Annotated in this window: 21 protein-coding genes; 10 read left to right on the top strand and 11 right to left on the bottom strand. The window is 51.8% G+C overall.

Annotation, left to right across the window (positions count from 1 at the left end; translation table 11 throughout):
• Positions 1-38: 38 nt before the first annotated feature.
• From hisB to AC1BI1_RS04230, 4 genes are all read right to left on the bottom strand, one after another.
• Complete coding sequence (gene hisB, locus AC1BI1_RS04245) at positions 39-644, bottom strand: imidazoleglycerol-phosphate dehydratase HisB (protein ID WP_476716030.1); 606 nt, start codon at positions 642-644, stop codon at positions 39-41.
• The gene (hisD, locus tag AC1BI1_RS04240; RefSeq protein ID WP_476716029.1) at positions 634-1,947 is read right to left on the bottom strand and encodes a histidinol dehydrogenase; all 1,314 of its coding nucleotides are present in this window, start codon (positions 1,945-1,947) and stop codon (positions 634-636) included. The genes hisB and hisD overlap by 11 nt, the downstream gene beginning before the upstream one ends.
• Positions 1,948-2,341: 394 nt before the next feature.
• Complete coding sequence (locus AC1BI1_RS04235; protein WP_476716028.1) at positions 2,342-2,848, bottom strand: type II toxin-antitoxin system VapC family toxin; 507 nt, start codon at positions 2,846-2,848, stop codon at positions 2,342-2,344.
• Positions 2,838-3,221, bottom strand: a complete 384-nt coding sequence (locus AC1BI1_RS04230) for a hypothetical protein (protein ID WP_476716027.1) — start codon at positions 3,219-3,221, stop codon at positions 2,838-2,840. Before AC1BI1_RS04230 ends, AC1BI1_RS04235 begins: the two co-directional genes overlap by 11 nt.
• Before the next feature lie 234 nt (positions 3,222-3,455).
• On the opposite strand from AC1BI1_RS04230, the gene AC1BI1_RS04225 reads away from it, so the two are divergent.
• The 10 genes from AC1BI1_RS04225 (at position 3,456) to AC1BI1_RS04180 (ending at position 13,092) form a co-directional block, all read left to right on the top strand.
• Positions 3,456-4,217 (top strand): FadR/GntR family transcriptional regulator, encoded by a 762-nt coding sequence (locus tag AC1BI1_RS04225; protein WP_476716026.1) that lies wholly within the window; start codon positions 3,456-3,458, stop codon positions 4,215-4,217.
• Positions 4,218-4,221: 4 nt separating this feature from the next.
• Positions 4,222-5,865: a dihydroxy-acid dehydratase gene (gene ilvD / locus AC1BI1_RS04220; RefSeq protein WP_476716164.1), complete on the top strand. Its 1,644-nt coding sequence runs from the start codon at positions 4,222-4,224 to the stop codon at positions 5,863-5,865.
• Positions 5,866-5,897: 32 nt separating this feature from the next.
• Complete coding sequence (locus AC1BI1_RS04215) at positions 5,898-7,160, top strand: nickel pincer cofactor-dependent isomerase, group 22 (protein ID WP_476716025.1); 1,263 nt, start codon at positions 5,898-5,900, stop codon at positions 7,158-7,160.
• On the top strand, positions 7,160-7,468 hold the full coding sequence (locus tag AC1BI1_RS04210) for a UxaA family hydrolase (protein WP_476716024.1): 309 nt from the start codon (positions 7,160-7,162) through the stop codon (positions 7,466-7,468). The genes AC1BI1_RS04215 and AC1BI1_RS04210 overlap by 1 nt, the downstream gene beginning before the upstream one ends.
• On the top strand, positions 7,468-8,631 hold the full coding sequence (locus AC1BI1_RS04205) for a UxaA family hydrolase (RefSeq protein ID WP_476716023.1): 1,164 nt from the start codon (positions 7,468-7,470) through the stop codon (positions 8,629-8,631). Before AC1BI1_RS04210 ends, AC1BI1_RS04205 begins: the two co-directional genes overlap by 1 nt.
• Before the next feature lie 76 nt (positions 8,632-8,707).
• Positions 8,708-9,604 carry a 4-hydroxy-tetrahydrodipicolinate synthase gene (gene dapA / locus AC1BI1_RS04200; RefSeq protein WP_476716022.1) on the top strand — a complete coding sequence of 299 codons (897 nt, stop codon included), beginning with the start codon at positions 8,708-8,710 and terminating at the stop codon, positions 9,602-9,604.
• A gap of 37 nt (positions 9,605-9,641) precedes the next feature.
• The gene (locus AC1BI1_RS04195; protein ID WP_476716021.1) at positions 9,642-10,688 is read left to right on the top strand and encodes a Bug family tripartite tricarboxylate transporter substrate binding protein; all 1,047 of its coding nucleotides are present in this window, start codon (positions 9,642-9,644) and stop codon (positions 10,686-10,688) included.
• 64 nt (positions 10,689-10,752) lie between these two features.
• Positions 10,753-11,202 carry a tripartite tricarboxylate transporter TctB family protein gene (locus AC1BI1_RS04190; RefSeq protein ID WP_476716020.1) on the top strand — a complete coding sequence of 150 codons (450 nt, stop codon included), beginning with the start codon at positions 10,753-10,755 and terminating at the stop codon, positions 11,200-11,202.
• Between the two features lie 12 nt (positions 11,203-11,214).
• Entirely contained in the window at positions 11,215-12,732 is a 1,518-nt protein-coding gene (locus tag AC1BI1_RS04185; RefSeq protein ID WP_476716019.1) for a tripartite tricarboxylate transporter permease, read from the top strand.
• Between the two features lie 216 nt (positions 12,733-12,948).
• Positions 12,949-13,092: a hypothetical protein gene (locus tag AC1BI1_RS04180; protein WP_476716018.1), complete on the top strand. Its 144-nt coding sequence runs from the start codon at positions 12,949-12,951 to the stop codon at positions 13,090-13,092.
• 224 nt (positions 13,093-13,316) lie between these two features.
• Here the strand turns inward: AC1BI1_RS04180 and hisG are convergent, their stop codons facing one another.
• The 7 genes from hisG to purD form a co-directional block, all read right to left on the bottom strand.
• Entirely contained in the window at positions 13,317-13,988 is a 672-nt protein-coding gene (gene hisG, locus AC1BI1_RS04175) for an ATP phosphoribosyltransferase (protein WP_476716017.1), read from the bottom strand.
• Complete coding sequence (hisZ, locus tag AC1BI1_RS04170; RefSeq protein ID WP_476716016.1) at positions 13,985-15,172, bottom strand: ATP phosphoribosyltransferase regulatory subunit; 1,188 nt, start codon at positions 15,170-15,172, stop codon at positions 13,985-13,987. The genes hisG and hisZ overlap by 4 nt, the downstream gene beginning before the upstream one ends.
• A 91-nt stretch (positions 15,173-15,263) precedes the next feature.
• On the bottom strand, positions 15,264-15,497 hold the full coding sequence (locus tag AC1BI1_RS04165; protein ID WP_476716015.1) for a hypothetical protein: 234 nt from the start codon (positions 15,495-15,497) through the stop codon (positions 15,264-15,266).
• Complete coding sequence (locus AC1BI1_RS04160) at positions 15,498-16,808, bottom strand: Ger(x)C family spore germination protein (RefSeq protein ID WP_476716014.1); 1,311 nt, start codon at positions 16,806-16,808, stop codon at positions 15,498-15,500. It lies immediately after the preceding gene.
• The gene (locus AC1BI1_RS04155; RefSeq protein WP_476716013.1) at positions 16,805-17,911 is read right to left on the bottom strand and encodes a GerAB/ArcD/ProY family transporter; all 1,107 of its coding nucleotides are present in this window, start codon (positions 17,909-17,911) and stop codon (positions 16,805-16,807) included. Before AC1BI1_RS04155 ends, AC1BI1_RS04160 begins: the two co-directional genes overlap by 4 nt.
• A gap of 2 nt (positions 17,912-17,913) precedes the next feature.
• A complete protein-coding gene (locus tag AC1BI1_RS04150; protein ID WP_476716163.1) occupies positions 17,914-19,434 on the bottom strand; it encodes a spore germination protein in 1,521 nt (506 codons plus the stop codon).
• Positions 19,435-19,595: 161 nt separating this feature from the next.
• The gene (gene purD / locus AC1BI1_RS04145) at positions 19,596-20,879 is read right to left on the bottom strand and encodes a phosphoribosylamine--glycine ligase (RefSeq protein WP_476716012.1); all 1,284 of its coding nucleotides are present in this window, start codon (positions 20,877-20,879) and stop codon (positions 19,596-19,598) included.
• Positions 20,880-20,884 lie beyond the last annotated feature (5 nt).

Raw genomic sequence — 20,884 nt, 5'->3', positions numbered from 1 at the left:
GGATCACGCCCTCAAAAAATTTTTCCCTCTTACTCTCTTTACAGTACACCCTTGGTAGAAGGCACTCCTCTAGCCTCCGGATCGAAGCTTGCGGCCTGGCGCAGGGCACGGCCCAGGGCTTTAAAGAGAGCCTCCGCAATGTGATGGCCATTGCGGCCCGCCAGTTTTCTTACATGTAGGGTCAACCCACCGTGGTTGACAAAAGCTCGCAAAAACTCCTCCAGTAGCTCTGTCTCTAAATGCCCCAGGCGCTCCACCGTTATCTCCAGTTCACAGGCTAGGTAGGGCCGGCCGCTCAAGTCTATGGCTACTTGCACCAGGGCTTCGTCCATAGGAATAAGAGCGCTACCATAGCGGGTTACCCCTTCTTTCGTTCCCAGTCCCTGGGCCAGGGCCTGTCCCAGGCAGATCCCCAAATCCTCTACTGTATGGTGGCTATCCACCTCCAGATCACCTTTGGCCTCCACCCGGAGGTCAAAAAGACCATGCCTGGCGAACTGGGCCAAGAGGTGGTCAAGAAAGGCAATGCCGCTGGTACCTTGGAAATTGCCCTGGCCATCCAAGTTTAGCTCTACTTTGATATCCGTTTCAGCGGTCTGCCGCGTCACAGTTCCCCGTCGGAGGTTCCCGCGTCTATCTTCCATGGCCGCCTGTACTCCTCTCCAACCGCTCTCGGCGTAGAGCCACTGCACGAGCGTGGGCTTCCAGCCCTTCGGCCTGGGCTATCACTTCCACTTCCCGGGCTACCTTAAGCAAACCTTCGGCGCTATAAGCAATAAGACTGCTCTTTTTAAGGAAAGTATCCACGCTTAAGGGAGAATAAAAGCGGGCCGTACTTCCTGTGGGCAGAACATGGCTGGGCCCGGCCAAATAATCGCCTACCGGTTCGGGCGAAAAAGGCCCCAGGAATACAGCCCCGGCATTGGTCACCAGGCCCAGCCACCGCCAGGGATCAGCCACATAAAGCTCGAGATGTTCCGGTGCCAAGTTATTGGCTGCCTCTATGGCCTGGGCCATATCCTCCACTACTATTGCTGCGCCATAATTTTCTAGGGCTTGAGCAGCTATGGTTCGCCGGGGAAGACCGGCCAGCTGCTTTTCTACCTCAACTATTACCTTTTGAGCCAAATCCCTTTCCGGCGTAATGAGCACTGCTCCGGCCAGGGGATCATGTTCGGCCTGGGAAAGAAGATCTGCCGCTACCCAATCGGCCCGGGCCGAAGCGTCGGCTACCACCACAATTTCACTGGGCCCGGCCAGCATATCAATATCTACCTGGCCGTAGACTTCCTTTTTGGCCAGAGTAACATAAAGATTTCCCGGCCCGACAATTTTATCTACGGGCTTTACCAGTTCGGTACCGTAGGCCAGAGCAGCTACCGCCTGGGCGCCTCCCATTTTATAAATCTCCGTTACTCCCGCTTCCCGGGCGGCTACCAGTACCAAAGGATGGATACTCCCATCAGCCCGTGGAGGAGTAGCCAAAACAATCTCCCCTACCCCGGCCACTTTAGCCGGCAGAGCCGCCATCAATACAGAAGAGGGGTAGGCTGCTGTACCCCCGGGTATGTAAATTCCCACCCTCCTTAAAGGGCGACAGAGTTGTCCCACGACATTGCCAGCCTCATCGGTCATCATCCACGAATTAGTTAGCTGTCGCCGGTGGTACTCTTCAATGTTTTCCCTTGCTCGCCTGATGGCTGCCAGCAGGCTGGCTTCTATGAATTTATAAGAAGCTTCTATTTCCTCCTGCTTGACACAGAAGGTTTCCTCTGTAAGGGAAACGCCATCCAGCTCCCGGGTATAAGCAAAGACAGCAGCTTGGCCCCGGCGCAACACGTCACCAATAATGGCCCTCACCCGGCTAGCCGCTTCTTCCTGGGCGGCCAGCCGGCCCGCCCACAGGTTTTGCCAGGCTGGATCCTTTCCTTCTATAAGGCGCAACACCTATTTTACCCTCTCTCTTGTTTTGGTGAAAAGGCCAATTTATTACGGGACCATTATATCAGAAAACAGCACGACCGGTAAAGGATATCCCCAAAACTGAAGCTGCCAAGTGTGCCTTGCGTGGCGCATTACCACTTTTGAAACTTTCGCGAACCGAAGTTAAGCAGAGTAGTGTCCGGTATAGTGTGTAAAAAACCTTCCTGTAATGATTTAGAATAGCGGTTGCCAATAAAAAAGCCTCCTGGTAGAAAGAAATTGAACAGCAAAACCTGAGATACCAGAAGGCGAGCGAGCAATGCAAAAGAGGAGGTGACCCCACCGGGGTCAGAGCCTTAATAGAGGTAGTGGTAGCAGAATAGCTTTTTTTGATCATGATCGCCTTTTCCGTATCAACTCATATAAATCTTATATCGGAAGGTTTCCATAGAGTTAATGCTTCTATCCTTTCAAATACCTGATCATTTGAAGCTAGGTTCCAACAGTTATATTCCTGACAAGCTACTAACAAAATGGAATCGTTAGTCATAAGACCGTACTTTTGCTGCCATGGTAACGCCTTTAAACATATCTCCTCAGTAACCGGCACAATATTGATATTCATTGCTGGAATTTTTTCTATCTGTTCAGCGTAAATGTGAAGTTGCCTAACAATCTCCGGTCTGCTTCTCAATTTCTTGGCTACGTTTCCCGGGGTAACAAAGCCCCCGGTTACTGCTTCTAACATCATTAAACGGTGCATCACTTCCAGGAGGATGTTAGTGGTCGTAAAGCCGAAAATTTCCTCCCTCTCGCATCTTTCTAGGAAAGAGGTACACTCGCTTGATATGCCGCTAAAGTGGTAAATAAAAATGTTAGCATCGATAAAAACCTGGCTACCATCTGGTAATTCTTCAAACCTCAATAAAGTCTTCCTCCTCGAGGATCTTTCTCACTACTTCAGCCTGGGCTGGTATAATGCCTCTTGTGCTCCGAACCACAGAAGCTTCCTCTTCAGTCGTCTTGTTCTTAAAAAGGTATTGTTCTAAGGCTTCTTCAATTATAGCATTAACAGGCTTCTTTTTACTTTTAGCTACGAGTTTAGCCTTGTATAGAAGCCGGGGGCTGATGGACGTACCTATTTTTTGCCGCATATCATTCACCTCAAGTTTATTATAAAATCTACTAATTAGGGCGTCAAGATTATTTCTAGACGAAGCATCTGCATTGTAGCCGGTTTCAAGGAGGCCTTGGTATAATTTTACAGAAACAACCCTTGAGCCAAATCCCAGCCTCATCGGTCAACAGCGCACCCGGTAAAGGATATCCCCGAAAAGGTAAAGATATCAGCCCGTACAGGGCCAGTTGACTTAAAGGGTTTGAAGAAACCTGCTGTGCCCAGCGATTTTTTATTGAAAATAAAGCTAACGCAGGAAGGAATTCGCGAGGGGATGACGAATATTATAATTAAATTGTCTAACAGTTCAACTCTCTATATATGTGTATGTTATATGAATCTTCCGGGGGTTATCATGAACCGCAGATTTATCATCCGCAAAAAGAAATTGTATGAAGATGTCATAGACCAGATTATCCGGTTAGTGGAAACTCAAAATTACCAGGTCGGCGACCGCTTGCCCTCCCTCCAGGAGCTAAGCGCAATGTTTCGCGTGGGGAAACCAACTGTACGCGAGGCCCTGTGCGTTTTGGCTTCTACAGGTTCCCTGGAAATCGTCCACGGGAATGGGGTATTCATCAGGCGCTTGCCTTTAAGACCTTACGATCAGATACTGGTGCCCCTGGAAGATATTGATAATGAACAACTCCTTTACTGGCTGGAATTAAGACGGGCCATAGAAGTAGAGGCCGCGGCTCTGGCGGCGGAACGGCGAGAGGAAGCCGACCTCCATTCCATAGAGGAAGCCCAGCTCCAATTAGAAACAGCATTGCAGGACGGTAACAGTCAAACTATTGCCGATTGGGACTACCAGTTCCACTACCGCATCGTCCTGGCTACCCATAATCCCATTTTCATCCAGGCGGCCGGCACTATAGCCCAAACCCTGCAAGCGTATTTTGAACCCACTTCACGCCAGTCCATGGCCATACCCTGGCGTAAGGAATTGATGGCCAAGGAACACCGCCAGATTTGGGAACAGATAAAAAACCGCCGGCCGCGGGAGGCGCGCCGGACCATGCTAGAGCACATAACCAACGTTGAGCGCAAGGTATTGCTGCTCAATAAAGAGGGCATTAAAGCAGCGAAAGAGGAGAAGGAACCAGGTGAACCCTAAGAGGATGCTGCGCAGTTCAGAAGAAATGTTTTATGGCCTCAAGGGCGCTTACCCGCGGGCTATGTTTAAGGCTGTGGGGTATACCAAAGAGGATTTAAGAAAACCCCTGATTGGAGTAGTTAGTTCCTGGGCCGAAATGCACCCGGGGAGTTTTGTAAATAAAGAGCTGGCTCAGTTTGTCAAGGCAGGGATTTGGGAGGCCGGGGGTACACCGGTCGAGTTTCACACTATAGCTGTGTGTGATGCCCTAGCCCAGGGGACCGGTATGCATTATTCTCTGCCCAGCCGGGAGTTGGTGGCAGCTGAAATAGAAATAATGGTAGGAGCCACCAGCCTGGATGGCCTGGTTCTCCTGCCTTCCTGCGATAAATCTCCTGCTGGCATGCTGATGGCCGCAGCCAGGCTGAATATTCCGGCTATAGTATTGCCACCGGGGCCCATGCTCCCTTACTTCCGGGAGAGCGAACAGTTAGTAATGTGTGACATCAAAGAAGCCATGGGCGCTTTACAAGACAATAAAATATCCCCTCAGGATTTTGAGGATATTGAAGAAAACACCTGTGTCAGTACAGGTGTCTGCGCCATGATGGGCACTGGCAATACCATGGGTTGTGTGGTGGAAGCCCTGGGGATGTGCTTGCCTGGAGCCAGTAGTACCCCGGCAGCATTTGCTGCTAAAAGGCGTATAGCCAAGTTGACAGGAAGGCGAATAGTGGCCATGGTGCGGGAAGGCCTTACCCCCCGCCAGATTATAACCAAGGACAGCCTCCTCAATGCCCTGCGCTTTGTACTGGCTGTCGGGGGCTCTACTAATGCTATTTTGCACCTCATGGCAGTGGCGGTGGAGGCCGAGATTGAACTTACCCTGGAGGAGGTTGACGAACTTTCCAGCAGTACCCCCTGCTTGGCCAAGTTCAAACCTTCCAGCAAGTACACCTTGTGGGATTTTTATACAGCCGGCGGAGTAGGAGCGGTCCTTAATAACTTGGCTCCTCTTATCAATACCAAGGTGACCACCGTAGGAGAGGCCATCGAGAGTTACTTCACCAGCGTGAAACGCCCGGAGGTTATCCGCTCCCTGGACAATCCTCTCCAGCCCACAGGAGGCATTGTGGTTCTTAAGGGGAGCCTGGCGCCTGGTGGAGCTCTGGTTAAGGTGAGCGGCATGCAGGAAGGGCTTACCCGGCATGTGGGTCCGGCTAAGACCTTTGACTCAGAAGAAGACTTAATGCACCATATCGTGAACAAAGAAGTCAAGGCCGGGGATGTGTTAGTCATCCGTTATGAGGGGCCCCGGGGAGGACCCGGTATGCGGGAACTCTCCATACCAGCAGCCCTCCTCACGGGTATGGGTCTAGGAGATAAAGTGGCCATGATAACCGACGGCCGGTTTTCCGGAGCCACCAGAGGCTTTTGCATCGGCCATGTAACCCCTGAGGCTTGGGTAGGAGGCCCTATAGCAGCAGTTCGGGACGGTGACCTTATAGAAATTGATATAGCAGAAAAGAAGCTTAACTTGTTGCTGAGCGAAGAAGAAATTGCTGAAAGGCTTAAGAACCTTCCTTCTAGAGGATCTCCCGTTAAAAGAGGATACTTAAGCCTTTACTGCTCTCATGTAGGCCAGGCAGACAAGGGCGCTATTTTATAATTTTTATAATCACCTTAATTAGGGGGTTAAGCATGAACCTGCCGCTAATGTACCTTTGCCGGCAACACTTCCCGCGAGTTACTATAGACGAACCCGCTAAAAAGCTGGAAACTCTGCTGGCCTCGAGCTGGATAAAGGACCGGATAAGAGCAGGAGACAAAGTAGCTATAACAGGGGGAAGCCGCGGCATCGCTTCTATAGTACCTCTGCTAAAGGAACTGGTTAAATTCCTAAAAGGTCTGGGCGCCAGCCCCTTCCTGGTTAATGCTATGGGCAGCCACGGCGGCAGTACGGCAGAAGGCCAGAAAGAGGTATTAACGGCCCTGGGACTGACAGAAGAAAACCTTGGCTGTCCTTTGGTTGTCAGTATGGAAGTAGAGCAGATCGGAGAGTTAGCCGATGGTTTTCCGGTCTTAATTGATAAAAATGCCTGGGAAGCCGACAATATAATCGTAATCAACCGCGTTAAGCTCCATACCGCTTTAAGGGGACCCGTCCAAAGCGGGCTCTGTAAGATGATCGCGGTAGGGCTGGGCAAGGAGTACCAGGCTGCCAGGTTGCACCGCTACGGTCCCCTGGACATGGGACGCATTATTCCTGAAGTGGCCAGGGTGGTCTTACATAAAGCCCCCGTGCTGGCTGGTATAGCCATAGTGGAGAACGCTTATGGCGAGGTGGCCCATCTCGAGCTGGTAAGGCCGGAGGATTTTGTGGAGACAGACTCCCGGCTACTAGAGGAAGCTAAACGCCTTAAGCCCCAGCTGCCGCTAGAGGACCTTGACCTTTTAGTTGTCGAAGAAATGGGCAAATGTTACAGCGGTGCCGGTCTGGATCCCCATGTCATCGGAAGGTGGCGTATATGGGGAGAACCAGAGCTGGAGACACCACGAATAAAAAGGGTAGTGGTCTTAAGGTTGGCTGCTTCTTCCCGCGGCAATGCCCAGGGTATGGGGCTGGCCGATTTTATAACCGAAAAGCTTTACCGCAGTATTGATTTTAAAGCCACTTACAAAAACACCCTTACCAGCACCTTTGTCCAGCGGGGCATGATACCCATCATTTGTGCCAATGACCGGGAGGCTATTTTAAATGCCCTCTATTCCCTGCCCCAGGTAGACGAAAAACACCTCAAGGCAGCCTGGATCAAGAACACCCTGCACCTAGAAAAACTGGCCCTATCCCAGGCAGCCCTGGAAATATGTACGGGTCCCATAGAGGTTGAGCGTCTGGGGCCGGCGCCCTGGAATTTCGATGGGGAGGGCAATCTGCTCCCCTGGGAAGAGGGTGGATATTAATGGCCAGGGCTCTTTTGATTAATTCCCGCGATAATGTGGCAGTAATGCTGGGCAATGTTAAGCCCGGGGAAGAAATTGTGGTGCAGGGCGAGGAGGAAGAGTATAGGCTTATAGCCCGGGAAGCTATCCCTTTCGGGCATAAAGTTGCCCTAACTGATTTAAGTCCCAACCAACCCATTATTAAATACGGAGAGGAAATCGGCCGGGCCAGGCAGGATATACAGCGGGGGAGTTGGGTTCACCTCCATAACGTTTATTGTACGCGAGGCAAAGGGGTGCCACAGGGCCAAGGGAGGTCAGGAGCTTAGTGGCTTCATTTTGGGGGTATAGGAGAAAGCGTGGATTACCGGGTGTGCGGAATTGGGTCGCTGTTATCCCGTCCGTCTTTTGTGCCAACACCGTAGCCAGGCGTATTGCCGAACAGGTGGCAGGTACTAAAGTCTTCTGCCACCCTGTGGGTTGTAGCCAGGTAGGTCTGGACCTGGAGCTTACGGCCAAGGCTTTAAAGGGAATCGGAAGACATCCTAACTTCTACGGGGCGGTGGTAGTCGGCCTGGGGTGCGAGCGTTTCCGGGCCCGGGAACTGGCCGAAAGTATCGCGGCCTCCGGCAAACCGGTAGAAGTGGTCATCATTCAGGAAGAAGGGGACACCTTAAAAGCCATGGACAAGGGGGTGCAACTGGCTGCCAGCCTGGTGCAGGCGTCCAGCCTCCAGACCCGGGAGGAATTTCCTCTAAGCCAGTTATGCCTGGGACTTAAATGTGGAGGAACAGATGCCACCTCCGGGCTGGCAGCTAATCCCGCTTTGGGATGGGCAGCCGACCAGATAGTGGGCAGCGGGGGCAGTGCCATTTTTACCGAAGTCACCGAACTCCTGGGAGCCGAACAAATTCTGGCCCGCAGGGCGATTAACGAAGAAGTAGCCCGAGCCATATTGGAGACCATTAGCCGGATGGAGAAAAGACTGGAAGCGGCAACATCTGATATCCGGGTACATCACCGCTCGGCTTTGATTTCGCCCGGCAACGAAGACGGAGGGGTTACCACGGTAGTGGAGAAAGCCCTGGGCGGCATATATAAGGCCGGGAGTGCTCCAATTAGTGGGGTACTATCATATGGCGAGGAAGTTAAAGGACCGGGGTTATATCTCCTGGATTGTCCCGGCCATGACGGGGAAGCAGTAACCGGTCTGGTGGTCTCCGGCTGCCAGGTGGTAGTTTTCACTACCGGCCGCGGTACGCCCACCGGTTTCCCTGGGGTACCGGTAATAAAAATAACAGGCAATAGTGCTACTTATGAGAAAATGAAGTCTAACCTTGATTTCAACGCCGGGCCCATCATGGAAGGCAAGTCCACCATAGCCCAGGTAGGCCAGGAGCTTTTAGAGCTTATCCTCCGGGTGGCTTCGGGAGAACCCACCAGAGCGGAAATAATGCAGCATGATGAGCTGTTTTGTATAACGCGAGTTTAGAGGAGGTGAAGGAAGGCAAAACTGTTTAAATATTTTATCCAGAAAATTATCAACTGCGCATGAGGAGGTCCTAAGTATGTTTAAACTACATGGTATTTATGCTCCCATTGCTACACCCTTCGCAGATGATAAAATTGCCTACGATAAGCTGGAAGCCAATTTAAAATTCTGGCTGGAGTCGAAAATGGCAGGTATTGTAGTAATGGGGTCCAACGGTGAATTCGTGCTGCTGGACCCAGAGGAGAAAGAAAGGCTCATTAGTTTTTGCTGTGAAAAATTTGCGGGACAAAAACCGGTTATTGCTGGCACAGCGGCCGAATCCACCCGGGAGACCATCCGCCTGTCCAAGAATGCGGCCGCAGCCGGCGCCGATGCCGTCTTGGTCGTAACCCCCAGCTATTACAAAGGTAGCTATAACGATGCAGCCCTCAAGAAGTATTTCTTTGATGTGGCTGATGCCTGCCCCATTCCTGTAATTCTTTATAACATGCCGCGGAATACAGGCATTAATATGTCCTCCAAACTGGTGGCGGAGCTGGCTACCCATCCCAATATCATCGGCATCAAGGACAGCTCCGGCAATATCGTCCAAATAGCTGAGATTATTAAAAATACACCGCCGGACTTTGTCGTTTTTGCCGGGTCCGCCAGTTTCCTGCTCCCCAGCCTTGTTCTGGGAGCAAAAGGAGGGACCTTAGCCTTAGCTAACGTTTTCCCCAACCAGTGTGCTGAAGTACAGGAATATTTTGAGGCGGGCAACCTGGAAGCGGCCCGGGAGATGCAGCTTAGACTTTTGGAAATCAACGCAGCCGTTACTACCCGCTGGGGAGTGGCTGGCCTAAAAGCGGCCATGGACATGGTGGGGCTGTATGGTGGCGAGCCCAGATTACCCTTGTTGCCTCTAGGTGAGGCTGAGAAGCAAGAGCTTAAAGCCATCATTGCCCGCACCGGTTTTGTACCTGAGGTAATTTAGATTAAATTAAAATAAACTAAATTAAGGAGGTTCAGAGATGAAGCACTATATTAAACGGGGACTAGGGGTTTTAACTATTCTCTTGGTGCTATTGCTAGCGGCCGGCTGTGGAGGTGGAAGTCAGGGCAAAGGTTCCCAGCCCGAAGCCGGTAAAGAAACAAAGGAAGCTAAAAAAATTGAATATCCCACCAAGGCAGTTACAGTAATTCACGGTTTTAAGCCCGGCGGAGGGAGCGACCAGCTAGCGCAGTTGGTTCAGCCCTTCCTGGAGAAGATTTTGAAACAGCAATTTGTAAACGTTTATAAGCCGGGCGCTGATGGAGCCATAGCTTGGAAGGAAGTGGCTAACAGCAAGCCGGATGGCTACACCCTTACTACCTGTCTCACCCCCAAGACCCAGCTCAATTACCTGGTAAACCCCAATGCAGGATATACCATGGCTGATTTCGAGCCCATCGCCAATATCATCTTTGATCCCGGTATCATGGTGGTGCCGGCCGACAGCAAATTTAAAACCATGCAAGACCTGCTCGATTATGCTAAGAAGAATCCTGGCCAGCTCAAAATGGCCAATTCGGGCACAGGTGGGGATGACTGGTATAACGCTATAATGATAGAAAAGCTGGCCGGAGTCAAATTCAACAATATTCCCTTTGAGGGCGATGGCCCGGCCTGGCAGGCGGCCGCTGGAGGTCACGTGGATGCCAATACTAACAACCTGAGTACCGTTACCCCTCTTATCAAAGGCGGTAAATTGCGGGCCCTGGCTGTGTATACCGAAAAGAGGGTACCCATGTTCCCAGATGTGCCTACTTTAAAGGAACTGGGTATCAACCTGGTGGAAGGTTCTTATCGCGGTTACATGGCCCCGAAAGGTACACCTAAAGAGATCATCAACATTCTGGCCGAGGCCATGGAGCAAGTAGTTAATGACCCGCAGTTTAAGAAGGCCAGTGAGGAGGTCAACCTGGTTATCGATTTCAAGAAGACCGATGCCTATAAGGCCTTCTTAGATAAAGAAGTTGAAAGCTTAAAAAAGGTTGTTGAGGAGATGAACCTTAAAGCTGAGAGCGGCAAGAAGTAAGGTGCTCAGGGCAGCGGGGATTATTGGTCCCGCTGCCCCTACAATCAGGCAGGCAGGTGAAATAATGCAGGAAAAGATTATAGCCTTGGGCATTTTAGTGTTTGCTTTGATTTACCTGGCTGGTTCTATTTCCCTCTCGGTTGGCACCCTCACCCAGCCCGATCCCGGCTTTATGCCCGCCGCTATAGCTGCCCTGCTGCTTGTAGCGGCAGCCCTCAACGCTTACCGCTGCTTCCGCCAGGCAGCAGAAGATAAAGGCACCGGACCTCTGTTAAAGCCTATGGGGGTCGCGCTGGTAACCCTGGCTTATCCTTTTCTCTTACGCCCCTTGCACTACCTGCTGGCTACTTTTATCGTGCTCTTCATCCTGTTCCGGTTGTTCCGGTATAAATCGCCCGCGGTTTCTTTCTTACTATCCGCTGTCATAACCGTGGCTTCCTTCGTAATCTTTAGTAAGCTGCTGGGTGTAGTGTTGCCCGCGGGTACCCTGGAAGATATGATTCTACGGCTGTAGGTGATATAGCTCATGGATGTACTGCAAAATCTAATGTACGGTTTCGCTACGGCCCTAACACCGGTTAACCTGCTGTACGCCCTAGCCGGGGCTTTTATAGGTACCGTGGTAGGAGTGCTGCCGGGAATAGGTCCTTTGGGTTCCATGGCTATTCTCCTCTCCTTTACTTTGAACCTGGATGCCACCACGGCCATGATCTTTTTCGCCGGCATTTATTACGGTTCTATGTATGGAGGTTCCACCACTTCCATCCTGCTCAACATCCCTGGGGAAGCAGCTTCGGTAGTTACCTGTATCGACGGGTACAAGCTGGCCCAAAAAGGGCGAGCCGGCGCAGCCTTGACTATTGCAGCTGTTGGCTCCTTCGTGGCAGGCACCTTAAGTATCTTCGGCCTCATGTTCGCGGCCAAATCCCTGGCCGATGCTGCTCTAAAATTCGGCCCCCCTGAGTTTTTTGCCATCGGGCTGGTGGGGCTGGTACTGCTGGTCCGCCTAACCGGAGGTTCCGTACTCAAAAACATTATAATGGTCCTCCTGGGTTTAGCCCTAAGCACGGTAGGCACTGATCGCCTGACCGGGGCGGAGCGTTTTACCTTCGGGAATTATGAGCTTGGTCAAGGAATAGAGTTCCTACCGGTGGCCATGGGGCTCTTTGGGATAGCCGAGGTAATGCTTACAGCCTTAGAAGAAGGAACGGTACAAGAGGTAATTAGAGTAAGATTGCGTGACCTATTACCCCGCCTAGAAGAGTGGAAAAGGTCCATCGCCCCCATGTTCAGGGGTTCTGTCCTCGGCTTTCTAATCGGCCTTCTCCCGGGGCCTTCACCGGTTATATCTACTTTCGTCTCCTACCTTACAGAGAAAAAGTTTTCCAAACACCCGGAAGAATTCGGGCAGGGAGCTATTGAAGGTGTGGCTGGACCGGAAGCCGCCAATAATGCCGCCGTCGGGGGAGCCTACGTGCCACTTATGGCTTTGGGCGTACCCTTTACCCCGGCCATGGCCGTGGTAGTGGGGGCCTTGATGCTCCACGGCATCGCGCCGGGTCCCACCCTGATGCAGGAGCGGCCTGAACTCTTCTGGGGCGTTATTGCCAGCATGTATATTGGCAACTTTATGCTTCTGGTCTTAAACCTGCCTCTGGTGCAGCTTTTTGTCAACATCCTGAAAGTGCCTAAACAACTGCTTTTGCCTTTAATCGTAATTTTATGTTTAGTTGGGGTTTACAGTGTTAATTCTAGCTATCTCGACTTGCTGGTGCTGGGGTTTTTCGGATTAGTAGGCTTTTTCCTGCGGGGCAAAGGTTATGAGCCGGCCCCCATGGTCCTGGCTCTGGTCATAGGTCCCATGATGGAGACAGCTCTGCGCCAGTCCCTCATGACTTTCCAGGGCAATGTGGCCGAAATGATATTCCGACCCATAGCCGGTACCCTCTACCTGGCCGCTGCCCTGGCCTTCATTATACCACCTCTGGTCCGCAAGCTGCGCCCCAAAACTATCGAACAGCCGGCTCCCAGGTCGAGCAGGTAATAAACAACTAATTCGCAAAACAGGGCCAGGTCCCCAGTAAAAATACCGAGGACCTGGCCTGCTCAACTCCTGAGCCTTATTCTCCCCCTCCCACGTACCCTCGATATGTGATAAACAAAAATAAATCAAATCTTAAACGAAATATAATGCTAGCATTATTTATTCTTAACCTTAAAGGGCTACAATGTAACCAAAAAACAGTGGGAGGTATGATAAATGTCTCTGCAAAAACTAATTAGCTTCCTAAAAGAAATTGACTCGATTTTGGAACTGGCTTCAGAGGCTAGAAAAAATCCTGTGGCCCTTAAGAAGTTACTTCAAGAGAACAGTGAAAAAAGGTTGCCCCGGCACACAATTTAAAGGGCTCGTAGCAGTTAAAAAAGTCCCGTACTTTTACTACAGCTTCCTCCTGGTGGTAAGACCGACCTCAATTGGCCGCCGCCTGCTCGCGACGGTCTTTTTACTCGGCAGGGTTTAGTAGTATTTAATCGAATTCTTCCGCACCCTCTCCACATCAACGCCGCTTCCACTCCGCTTTTGTGCCAGATTTCACAATTAAATAGAATTTAACTGCCTTTCCCGGCTCACCTTAGAACGTTGCTGTTACTGGCCTCCCGCAATTTTTCTACCAAGGGCTGCAACCGCTGGTGGTGAATGCGGTAGCTTACGCGGTTGGCGATGAGCCTGGCCGTGGCCGGAAAAATAGGGGCCACTTCCACCAGGTCATTTTCCTTTAAAGTTCTGCCTGTAGAAACAATGTCTACAATGAGATCGGCCAGGCCTACCTGGGGAGCCAGTTCAATATTGCCATGCAGCTTAATTATTTCCACTTGCTGCCCCAGCTCGGCAAAAAAATTGGCTGCCACCCGGGGAAATTTGGTGGCCACTCGCCGGCTGCTGGCCAGCAAATTTTCTAGCGACCGGCCGACCTCCTCCCACCGGTGCCGTGGGGCTGCTACTACAAAGCGACAGTAGCCAAACCCGAGGTCTGCCAGCTCAAATACATCGGCACCGCTCTCTACCAAGGTATCTTTGCCCACAATACCCAGGTCCGCAGCTCCATACTCTACATAGGTGGGCACATCAGTGGGCCGGCAGATAATATAGCGCAAAGAAGCTTCGAGGAAAGTAAAAACAAGCTGTCTGGCTTCGGTGGACACCCCTTCCACAGGTAAGCCGGCTGCCGCTAAAAGTTTTAGGGCATCCTGGCCCAATTTCCCTTTGGGCAAAGCCATAGTTACCAGGACATCCTTCATTCTTCTTCACCCCTGGTAACCCAGACCAGGGTTAGCTTCCGGTCGGCAGCCTCCCTGGCAGCCTCCTCCTGGCTGGAGAGATTCCAGCCCAGCTCCACCTGCGCTCCCGTCTGCCGCAGCTTTCTCGCCCTCATAAGTACAGCAGCCAGGTCCTCCCCGGCCACCAGATATCCGAGGGGGTTGGTAATTAAGCAAGTTCCCTTTCCTCCCCTGGCCGCCAGCACTCTTTCCAGTCCTAGAGCAAAACCAGTAGCCGGGCAGGGATACCCAAACTCCTGTAACAACCCGTCATAGCGCCCTCCGCCCAGCACCGGAAACCCCAGCCCAGGAGCATAACCTTCAAAAACAAGACCGGTATAATAATCAAAATCCCTTAAAATTCCGAGGTCGATGAAAAGATAGGATCCCAGGCCGTAACGCTCCATTACCGCTAGTACTTCTTCCATCTCGGCCAGGGGCTCCCGGGCTGCCTCCATCTTTAAAATGGGCCCTGCTGCTCTGAGGGCCTCCCGGCCCCCGTGTAGAGTAAAGAGCAGCTCCAAACAGTGCCGAGCTTCACCTTTAAGTCCATACTCGTCGCAAAGATAGCTCAACCGAACCCAATCCTTGCCTACCAGAGCTTCTTTAACTCTGGCCAAGGCCTCCGGGACTAAGCCCAGATCTGCCAGCACTCCCTTAGTAACCGCCACCTGGCCCAGCCCTACCCGGAAATCTTTCAGACCCGCTGTGAGCAAAGCCTCCACCGCCAGGGCCACCACTTCCGCATCGGCTCCTACCCCTTTAGCTCCCAGGAGCTCCACCCCAGCTTGGTGAAATTCCCGGCGCCGGCCCGGGGCCGGGTCCTCGTAGCGAAAGACAGCAGCGCTATAGCATAGGCGTAAGGGCAGCCTTTCCTTCTTGAGACGAGTAGCTACCAGGCGGGCTATGGGAGCAGTCATCTCTGGCCGCAGGGCCAGGACGCGGCCTTGCCGATCGATAAATTTATACAGCACATCCCCATTACCGGCAGTCTGACCTGCCTGGAAGATTTCTACAAATTCAAAGGTTGGGGTTACCACCTCCTGGTAACCCCAGCTTTGAAAAAGCGCCAGCAGCTTGTTCTCCAGATCCCGTTTGGCCGCCGCTGCCTCCGGAAGAAAATCCTCCACTCCCTCCGGCAGCTGCCATTGCCGGTTATTATTCAAAGCGGCCTCACCTCTAAATAACTAAATTCTAGTCCAGTGCTACCGTAATAATATCACCTCGCTTTAAAAACGGGCAAGATCCATTTTCCTTTTAGAAACTCAAAGGCTTCTCCAATAAACGAGTTAGAGGTACAAATAAACGCTCCATCCAGTTGGTAGGATTGGGCAGCGGCAGATTTAAAACCATGGCCAGGCTTAAGGCCAATCCTAAAGACCACACAATACCCATAACCACCAGTTCTCTATAGCGCTTCTGCCGGTATAAAGGGACAGCCTCCCCCAAAGCCATAAAAGCAAAAGCCAGCACAATTAACAGGATAAACATTTACCTGCCTCCTGGCGAAACCATTTTGCCTCCCGTATTTCCTTCACCGCCTACAGGGCCATAGGTCATACCTGTCCGCCTGATCTGTATCTGGCTTTCCACCTTCACTTCCACTCCGGCGAAAACTTCGTTCCAGTTATCCTGTACCTGCCGCCAAACTTTAGGCTCGTCGCGGTGGAGAACCTCCCCGAAACCGAAAATATCCACTTTCAACTCCTTTTGCGCCTTCTTAAGGGCAGCCTGTACCCTCTTATCTAATTCCTGGCGCAAAGCATCTTCCAAAATTTTTATTTCGTCCGGCTTCAGAAAGGATTCCTGGCAGGTATGCTCGGTGAGATCGCCCTCGCCGCGGATCTTGACCAGAAAGGTAATCTTATTATCCACCACCTGGGACTTAACCTTGGTTTGGGAGCGGTGGAAGCGAACCGATATTTGTTGTTGAGGATGGTTAGGACAATTAAAGGTAATAACCCCCTCTTTTACTTCTCCGCGCAGCCACATGGTGCCCAGAGTCTCCAAATGATTTAAATACCCCGCGAGCTTCCCGCCTTTAAAAACCCCTGCACCGTCAAACTTTATTCCTGCCGGTCCGTCCTCCTGCTGGGTCCGGCCTTTTCCTTCCCCGCCTGCTTCCTTATCTCCACCAGCCTGGTCCTCCCGACCACCTCTACGCTGGGTCTTACTGCCGCTATGTTCCTGGTGGGAAACCAGGACTACCCGGGGAAGAACAACGTTATCTCCTTTGGCCTGCCACATGGCGAGCATATCCTTTAATTCTACTTTCAAAGTGACATGGCTGTTTAAAATCCCGGTGATAATTTTCCCGGGGTTCAGTTCTATCCCTGGCGGCAGGTCCAAAATTTGACGCGCTTCGCCCGAAGTTATAATAACTACGGTATCCAGGCGCATCTGCCGGTCACGGCTAAACCAATCCAGCCAGTTAAGGCCCTTACGGGCGAGCTTCTCCCCTATAATGATGACCCTATTATGAGCCCAGAAGACGCGGCGAGGAATCTGTTCTTCAATACGGCGTGTCGCTTCGGCAAAATCGTTTCCCACTGCCGTGATAATTTCTCCGGGGACCCTGTTGGCACCACCCCCACCACCCCCTGTGGGCTGACCGCCACCAATTTCCCGGGGATTAATTATAAAAACAGTTAAACGGACATCTTTCTCTCCCTCTGCATCTAAGGCAGCAGCCATAATCAGGGCCAGCTCTTCTATTTCCCGCCGGCTCCAGCACCCGGCCAACACTAAGCCTATGAACGCCAGGGAAAGGAAAAGAAGCAAGGGACGAAAGTATAGTCTCATACTTCTTCCCCCTTAACTTTTCTGACGGCCGCTACCAGACTTAAGCCGGCCGGGACCAGGAATTCCCACACCAGGGCCCAGACGGGGGCAACCCGCTCCAGGAAGAAAAGCACCTGGCTGATATTATTAAAGAGTAAAACAGATAAAACCACCATCAAAGCAGCCAGCGGAGCACAAAGGGGACGATATTCGGTTAGATCGGTCGCAGTGGCCAGGCCTAGGGCAGCAATATAAATGTTAACTGTAACCTTGATAAAGACGCCTGCCACCCAAATAGCCATAAAGAGTACTTCAATCCGTTCCAAAAAGTTGGCAATGCTGATCAAGCGAGCCAGGGAGAAGGCCATAAAGGTGAGGCGACCCGCCTCAGCAGCACCGAAAACCATGACACCGCTTAAAACCGTTAAGGTTAAAAAGAAAAGTATTCCGGCCAGGCCGACCGCCAGGCTCACCTTAACCCCTTGAGGTGGATTGATAAAGCCACTGATAGCTGTCATAACCACAATTTCACCCGTAAACCCCCAGGTGATCATGACTCCAGCCAAAATGGGCTTGATTCCCCCTTCCAAAAGGGGAAAAAGATTGCGCAAAGACATCTGCGGTGTCACTAGGGCCAGGACAATGCCGAAGAAAACTACCAGAAGAGGCATGATAAATTCGGCAGCCCTAGCGATAACTTCCACTCCGTTGCGCGCCGCATAAACGGCTACGGCCACAATGGTCACCGTAAAAACAATAATAGGGGTCTCCGGCATCACAGCTGTCACTAGAAATTCGCTGAACTCCCGCAAAATAACAGCGTTCAACTGAATAAGGGCCAGAACGTAGAACAGACTCAAAGATTTGCCCAATACTTTCCCCAAAATGGTTTCGCTATACTGGAAGATAGTCTGATGGGGAAAACGGAGAGTTAAACAGTAAATAATCATGGCCAACGGTAATGTTAACAAAGCGGCTACGATTACCGCCAGCCAGGCATCCTGCTGGGCCCTTCGGGCCAGAAGAGCCGGTAAGAAGATAATGGCTGTCGGTAAAACGCTAAACCAGAGCAAGATGGCCCCCTGCCGGGCGTTAATAAAACCTTCTTCCCGTACCCCGTGCATGGCTACTGGCCTCCCCGCGGTTCACGGTTGGAGCTATCGGGAGGAGCCGGTTTCAGCCCTTTCTTCTGCCGCAAGGGATCTCGATACCCAATCTGTTCGGGCCTGGTATCCTGGGCCCAACGCGGTGCCCGTACAAAAACATCTTTAAAGTCGTGGGTATGGTAGGGCGCAATCGGCGCCAGATAAGGTACACCAAAGGAGCGGAGGGCAGTAAGATGGATTAAGATAGCCAGCAGACCCAACATAATGCCGTAAAAGCCCAATACACCCGCCAGGATTAACATAACAAAACGGAGCAACCTGATCGTAATGGCCATGGAATATTTAGGAAGGGCAAAAGAACTGATACCGGTCAAAGCTACCACAATAACCATGGCCGGGGAAAAAAGGCCAGCGCTCACAGCTGCTTCTCCTATAACCAGGGCGCCGACAATGCTTACAGCCTGCCCCACCAGCCGCGGCAGGCGTAGCCCTGCCTCCCGCAAAACTTCAAAGGTCAGCTCTATCAGCAAAGCTTCCGCCAGAGCTGGAAAGGGTATCCCTTCCCTCTGGGCAGCCAGGCGTACCAGCAGGTTGGTCGGCAACATCTCTTGGTGAAAGGTGCTCACAGCTACATAAGCGCTGGGCAGGAGAAGGGCAATGTTTAAGATCACAAATCTGGCTAATCTTAAGAAACTGGCCAGCCAATAACGCTCATAGTAGTCCTCGCTGGCCTGCAAGAACTGGACAAATACAGTAGGGACTATTAGGGCAAAGGGAGTATTATCAACAAGCAGAGCTACTCTTCCTTCCAGTAGCGCAGCGGCTACCTTGTCCGGCCGTTCCGTATGGTCAATCTGAGGGAAGGGTGAAAGGGGATTATCCTCAATAAGTTCTTCAATATAGGCGCTTTCTAAAATGCCATCCACATTAATGCGTTCTAGGCGCCGGCGCACCTCCTTAAGGAGGGCTGGATCCGCTAAAGTATTAAGATACACTAAAGCTACGTTAGTCTGGCTATACCTACCCAGTAAAACGTTTTCTACCTTGAGGGCCGGTGTCTTTAAGCGTCGACGTACAAGAGCGGTATTGATCCTTAAATTCTCTACAAAACCTTCCCGGGAACCACGGACAGACCCTTCGGCCAAGGGTTCGGAGATAGAACGGTGTTCCCAGGAACGGGTACTGGTAGCCAGGGCCTTATTATAACCTTCAAATAAAAGAACAGCATCACCGGTAAGAATATGGTTAACTATGTCTGAAATACTGTCTACGGGAGCCACGTCAGCCATAGGTACAATAATCTCCAAAAGGCGTTCCCAAGGCGCCGTTTTGTCTGCCAGCGCCCGGCTCAAATCCGGGGGCACATGTTGCAGAGTTCTTAGCAGGGTATCTTCTATGAGGTTTTTGTCGGCCAGCCCGTCGATGTAGACAATGGCAGCTTTGACCTGGCCGCCGATAAAGAAATCCCTCTTCACAACATCACTACTGTTTTCAAATATTTCTTCCAACTGTTGCAAGTTAAGGCTTATCTCAGAGGTCAAAGAATATTGATCAAGAGGGGGGTAAGGGAATTTTTTCCCCTGCCCCCCAGGAGAATTTCCTCTGGCAGAGTTGGCCTTTAAACGGCGCCAAAGAGCCGCCCGCAAGGGTTTACGAAAGGGGCCAAGCACCGGCTTTCCCCCTTCTCACAACGGAATTCTTTTTATTTAGATTGGCCTGTGGGGGAAAGTTTATGCGTTCGCCGGCCAATATCTCGGCGGTAGTGCTTACCAGGAAAGTCAATTACTTCTGCTGCCGCATAAGCCAAGTTTAAAGCCTCCGCCAGGGTGGCACCGCGCGCCGTCACCCCCAGGACCCGGCCGCCGGCGGTAACTACCTGACCATCTTTCCAGGCTGTACCCGCGTGGAAAACTTCTACTCCTGGCTGAACCTTTTCTAATCCTGTAATAACTTCTCCCTTAGGATAATCTCCAGGGTACCCAGGTGCAGCCAGGACTACGCAAACTGCTGCTCCCGGATACCACTCCAGTTGTATCTGGTCCAACTTTCCTTCCAGAGCAGCCAACATAATACTGACCAGATCGCTTCTTAAGAGCATGAGCAAAGGCTGGGCTTCGGGATCGCCAAAGCGGCAGTTAAACTCCAGCACCTTAGGACCTTGGGGTGTAATCATTAATCCTGCATATAGGACACCGCAATAGGGCCGGCCGGCTTTGGCCATGGCCTGGACAGTTGGCTTAAGGATGGTCTCCATCACTTGATCTGCCATCTGGTCATCATAAAATGGTACCGGAGCATAGGCCCCCATACCGCCGGTATTGGGTCCCCGGTCGCCGTCAAAGACGCGCTTGTGATCCTGGGAAGCTAGCAGGGGAAGTACATGTTCTCCGTCGCAAAAGGCCAGAACGCTTACTTCTTCCCCTGTTAACCTCTCTTCCAGCACCACCCGCTGCCCGGCCGGGCCAAAGCGGCCACCCAGCATTTCCTCCACTGCCTTCAAAGCCGTAGTTTCTTCTTCAGCTATCACCACACCCTTGCCGGCAGCCAGGCCGTCCGCTTTAACCACCACGGGGGCCCCATGCTTTTCTATGTAGCGCCGGGCATCTCCCAGGTTATCCACCACGGTGTACCGGGCAGTAGGGATATTGTTTTTAAACATAAAATCTTTAGCCCAGGCTTTGCTGCCCTCGATAGCGGCCGCTTGCCGCCTGGGGCCAAAAATCCTCAAACCTGCCGCCTCAAAGGCATCTACGATACCGGCCACCAGGGGAACTTCCGGACCTACTACAGTGAGGTCGATATCCGCCTTCCGGACAAAATCCACCAGGCCTTGGATATCATCGGCAGCTATGGGAATACAAGAAGCCTGGGTGGCAATGCCGGCATTGCCGGGGGCACAGAAGACCTCGGTTACCATAGGGCTCTGGGCTATTTTCCACACCAGGGCATGTTCCCGCCCACCGCTGCCGACCACCAGGACTTTCACGGCTT

It is taken from the genome of Thermanaeromonas sp. DSM 22490 (genome assembly GCF_056378755.1).
Note: the sequence above shows the minus strand (reverse complement) of the source record. Positions and strands in the feature narration are given on the sequence as shown.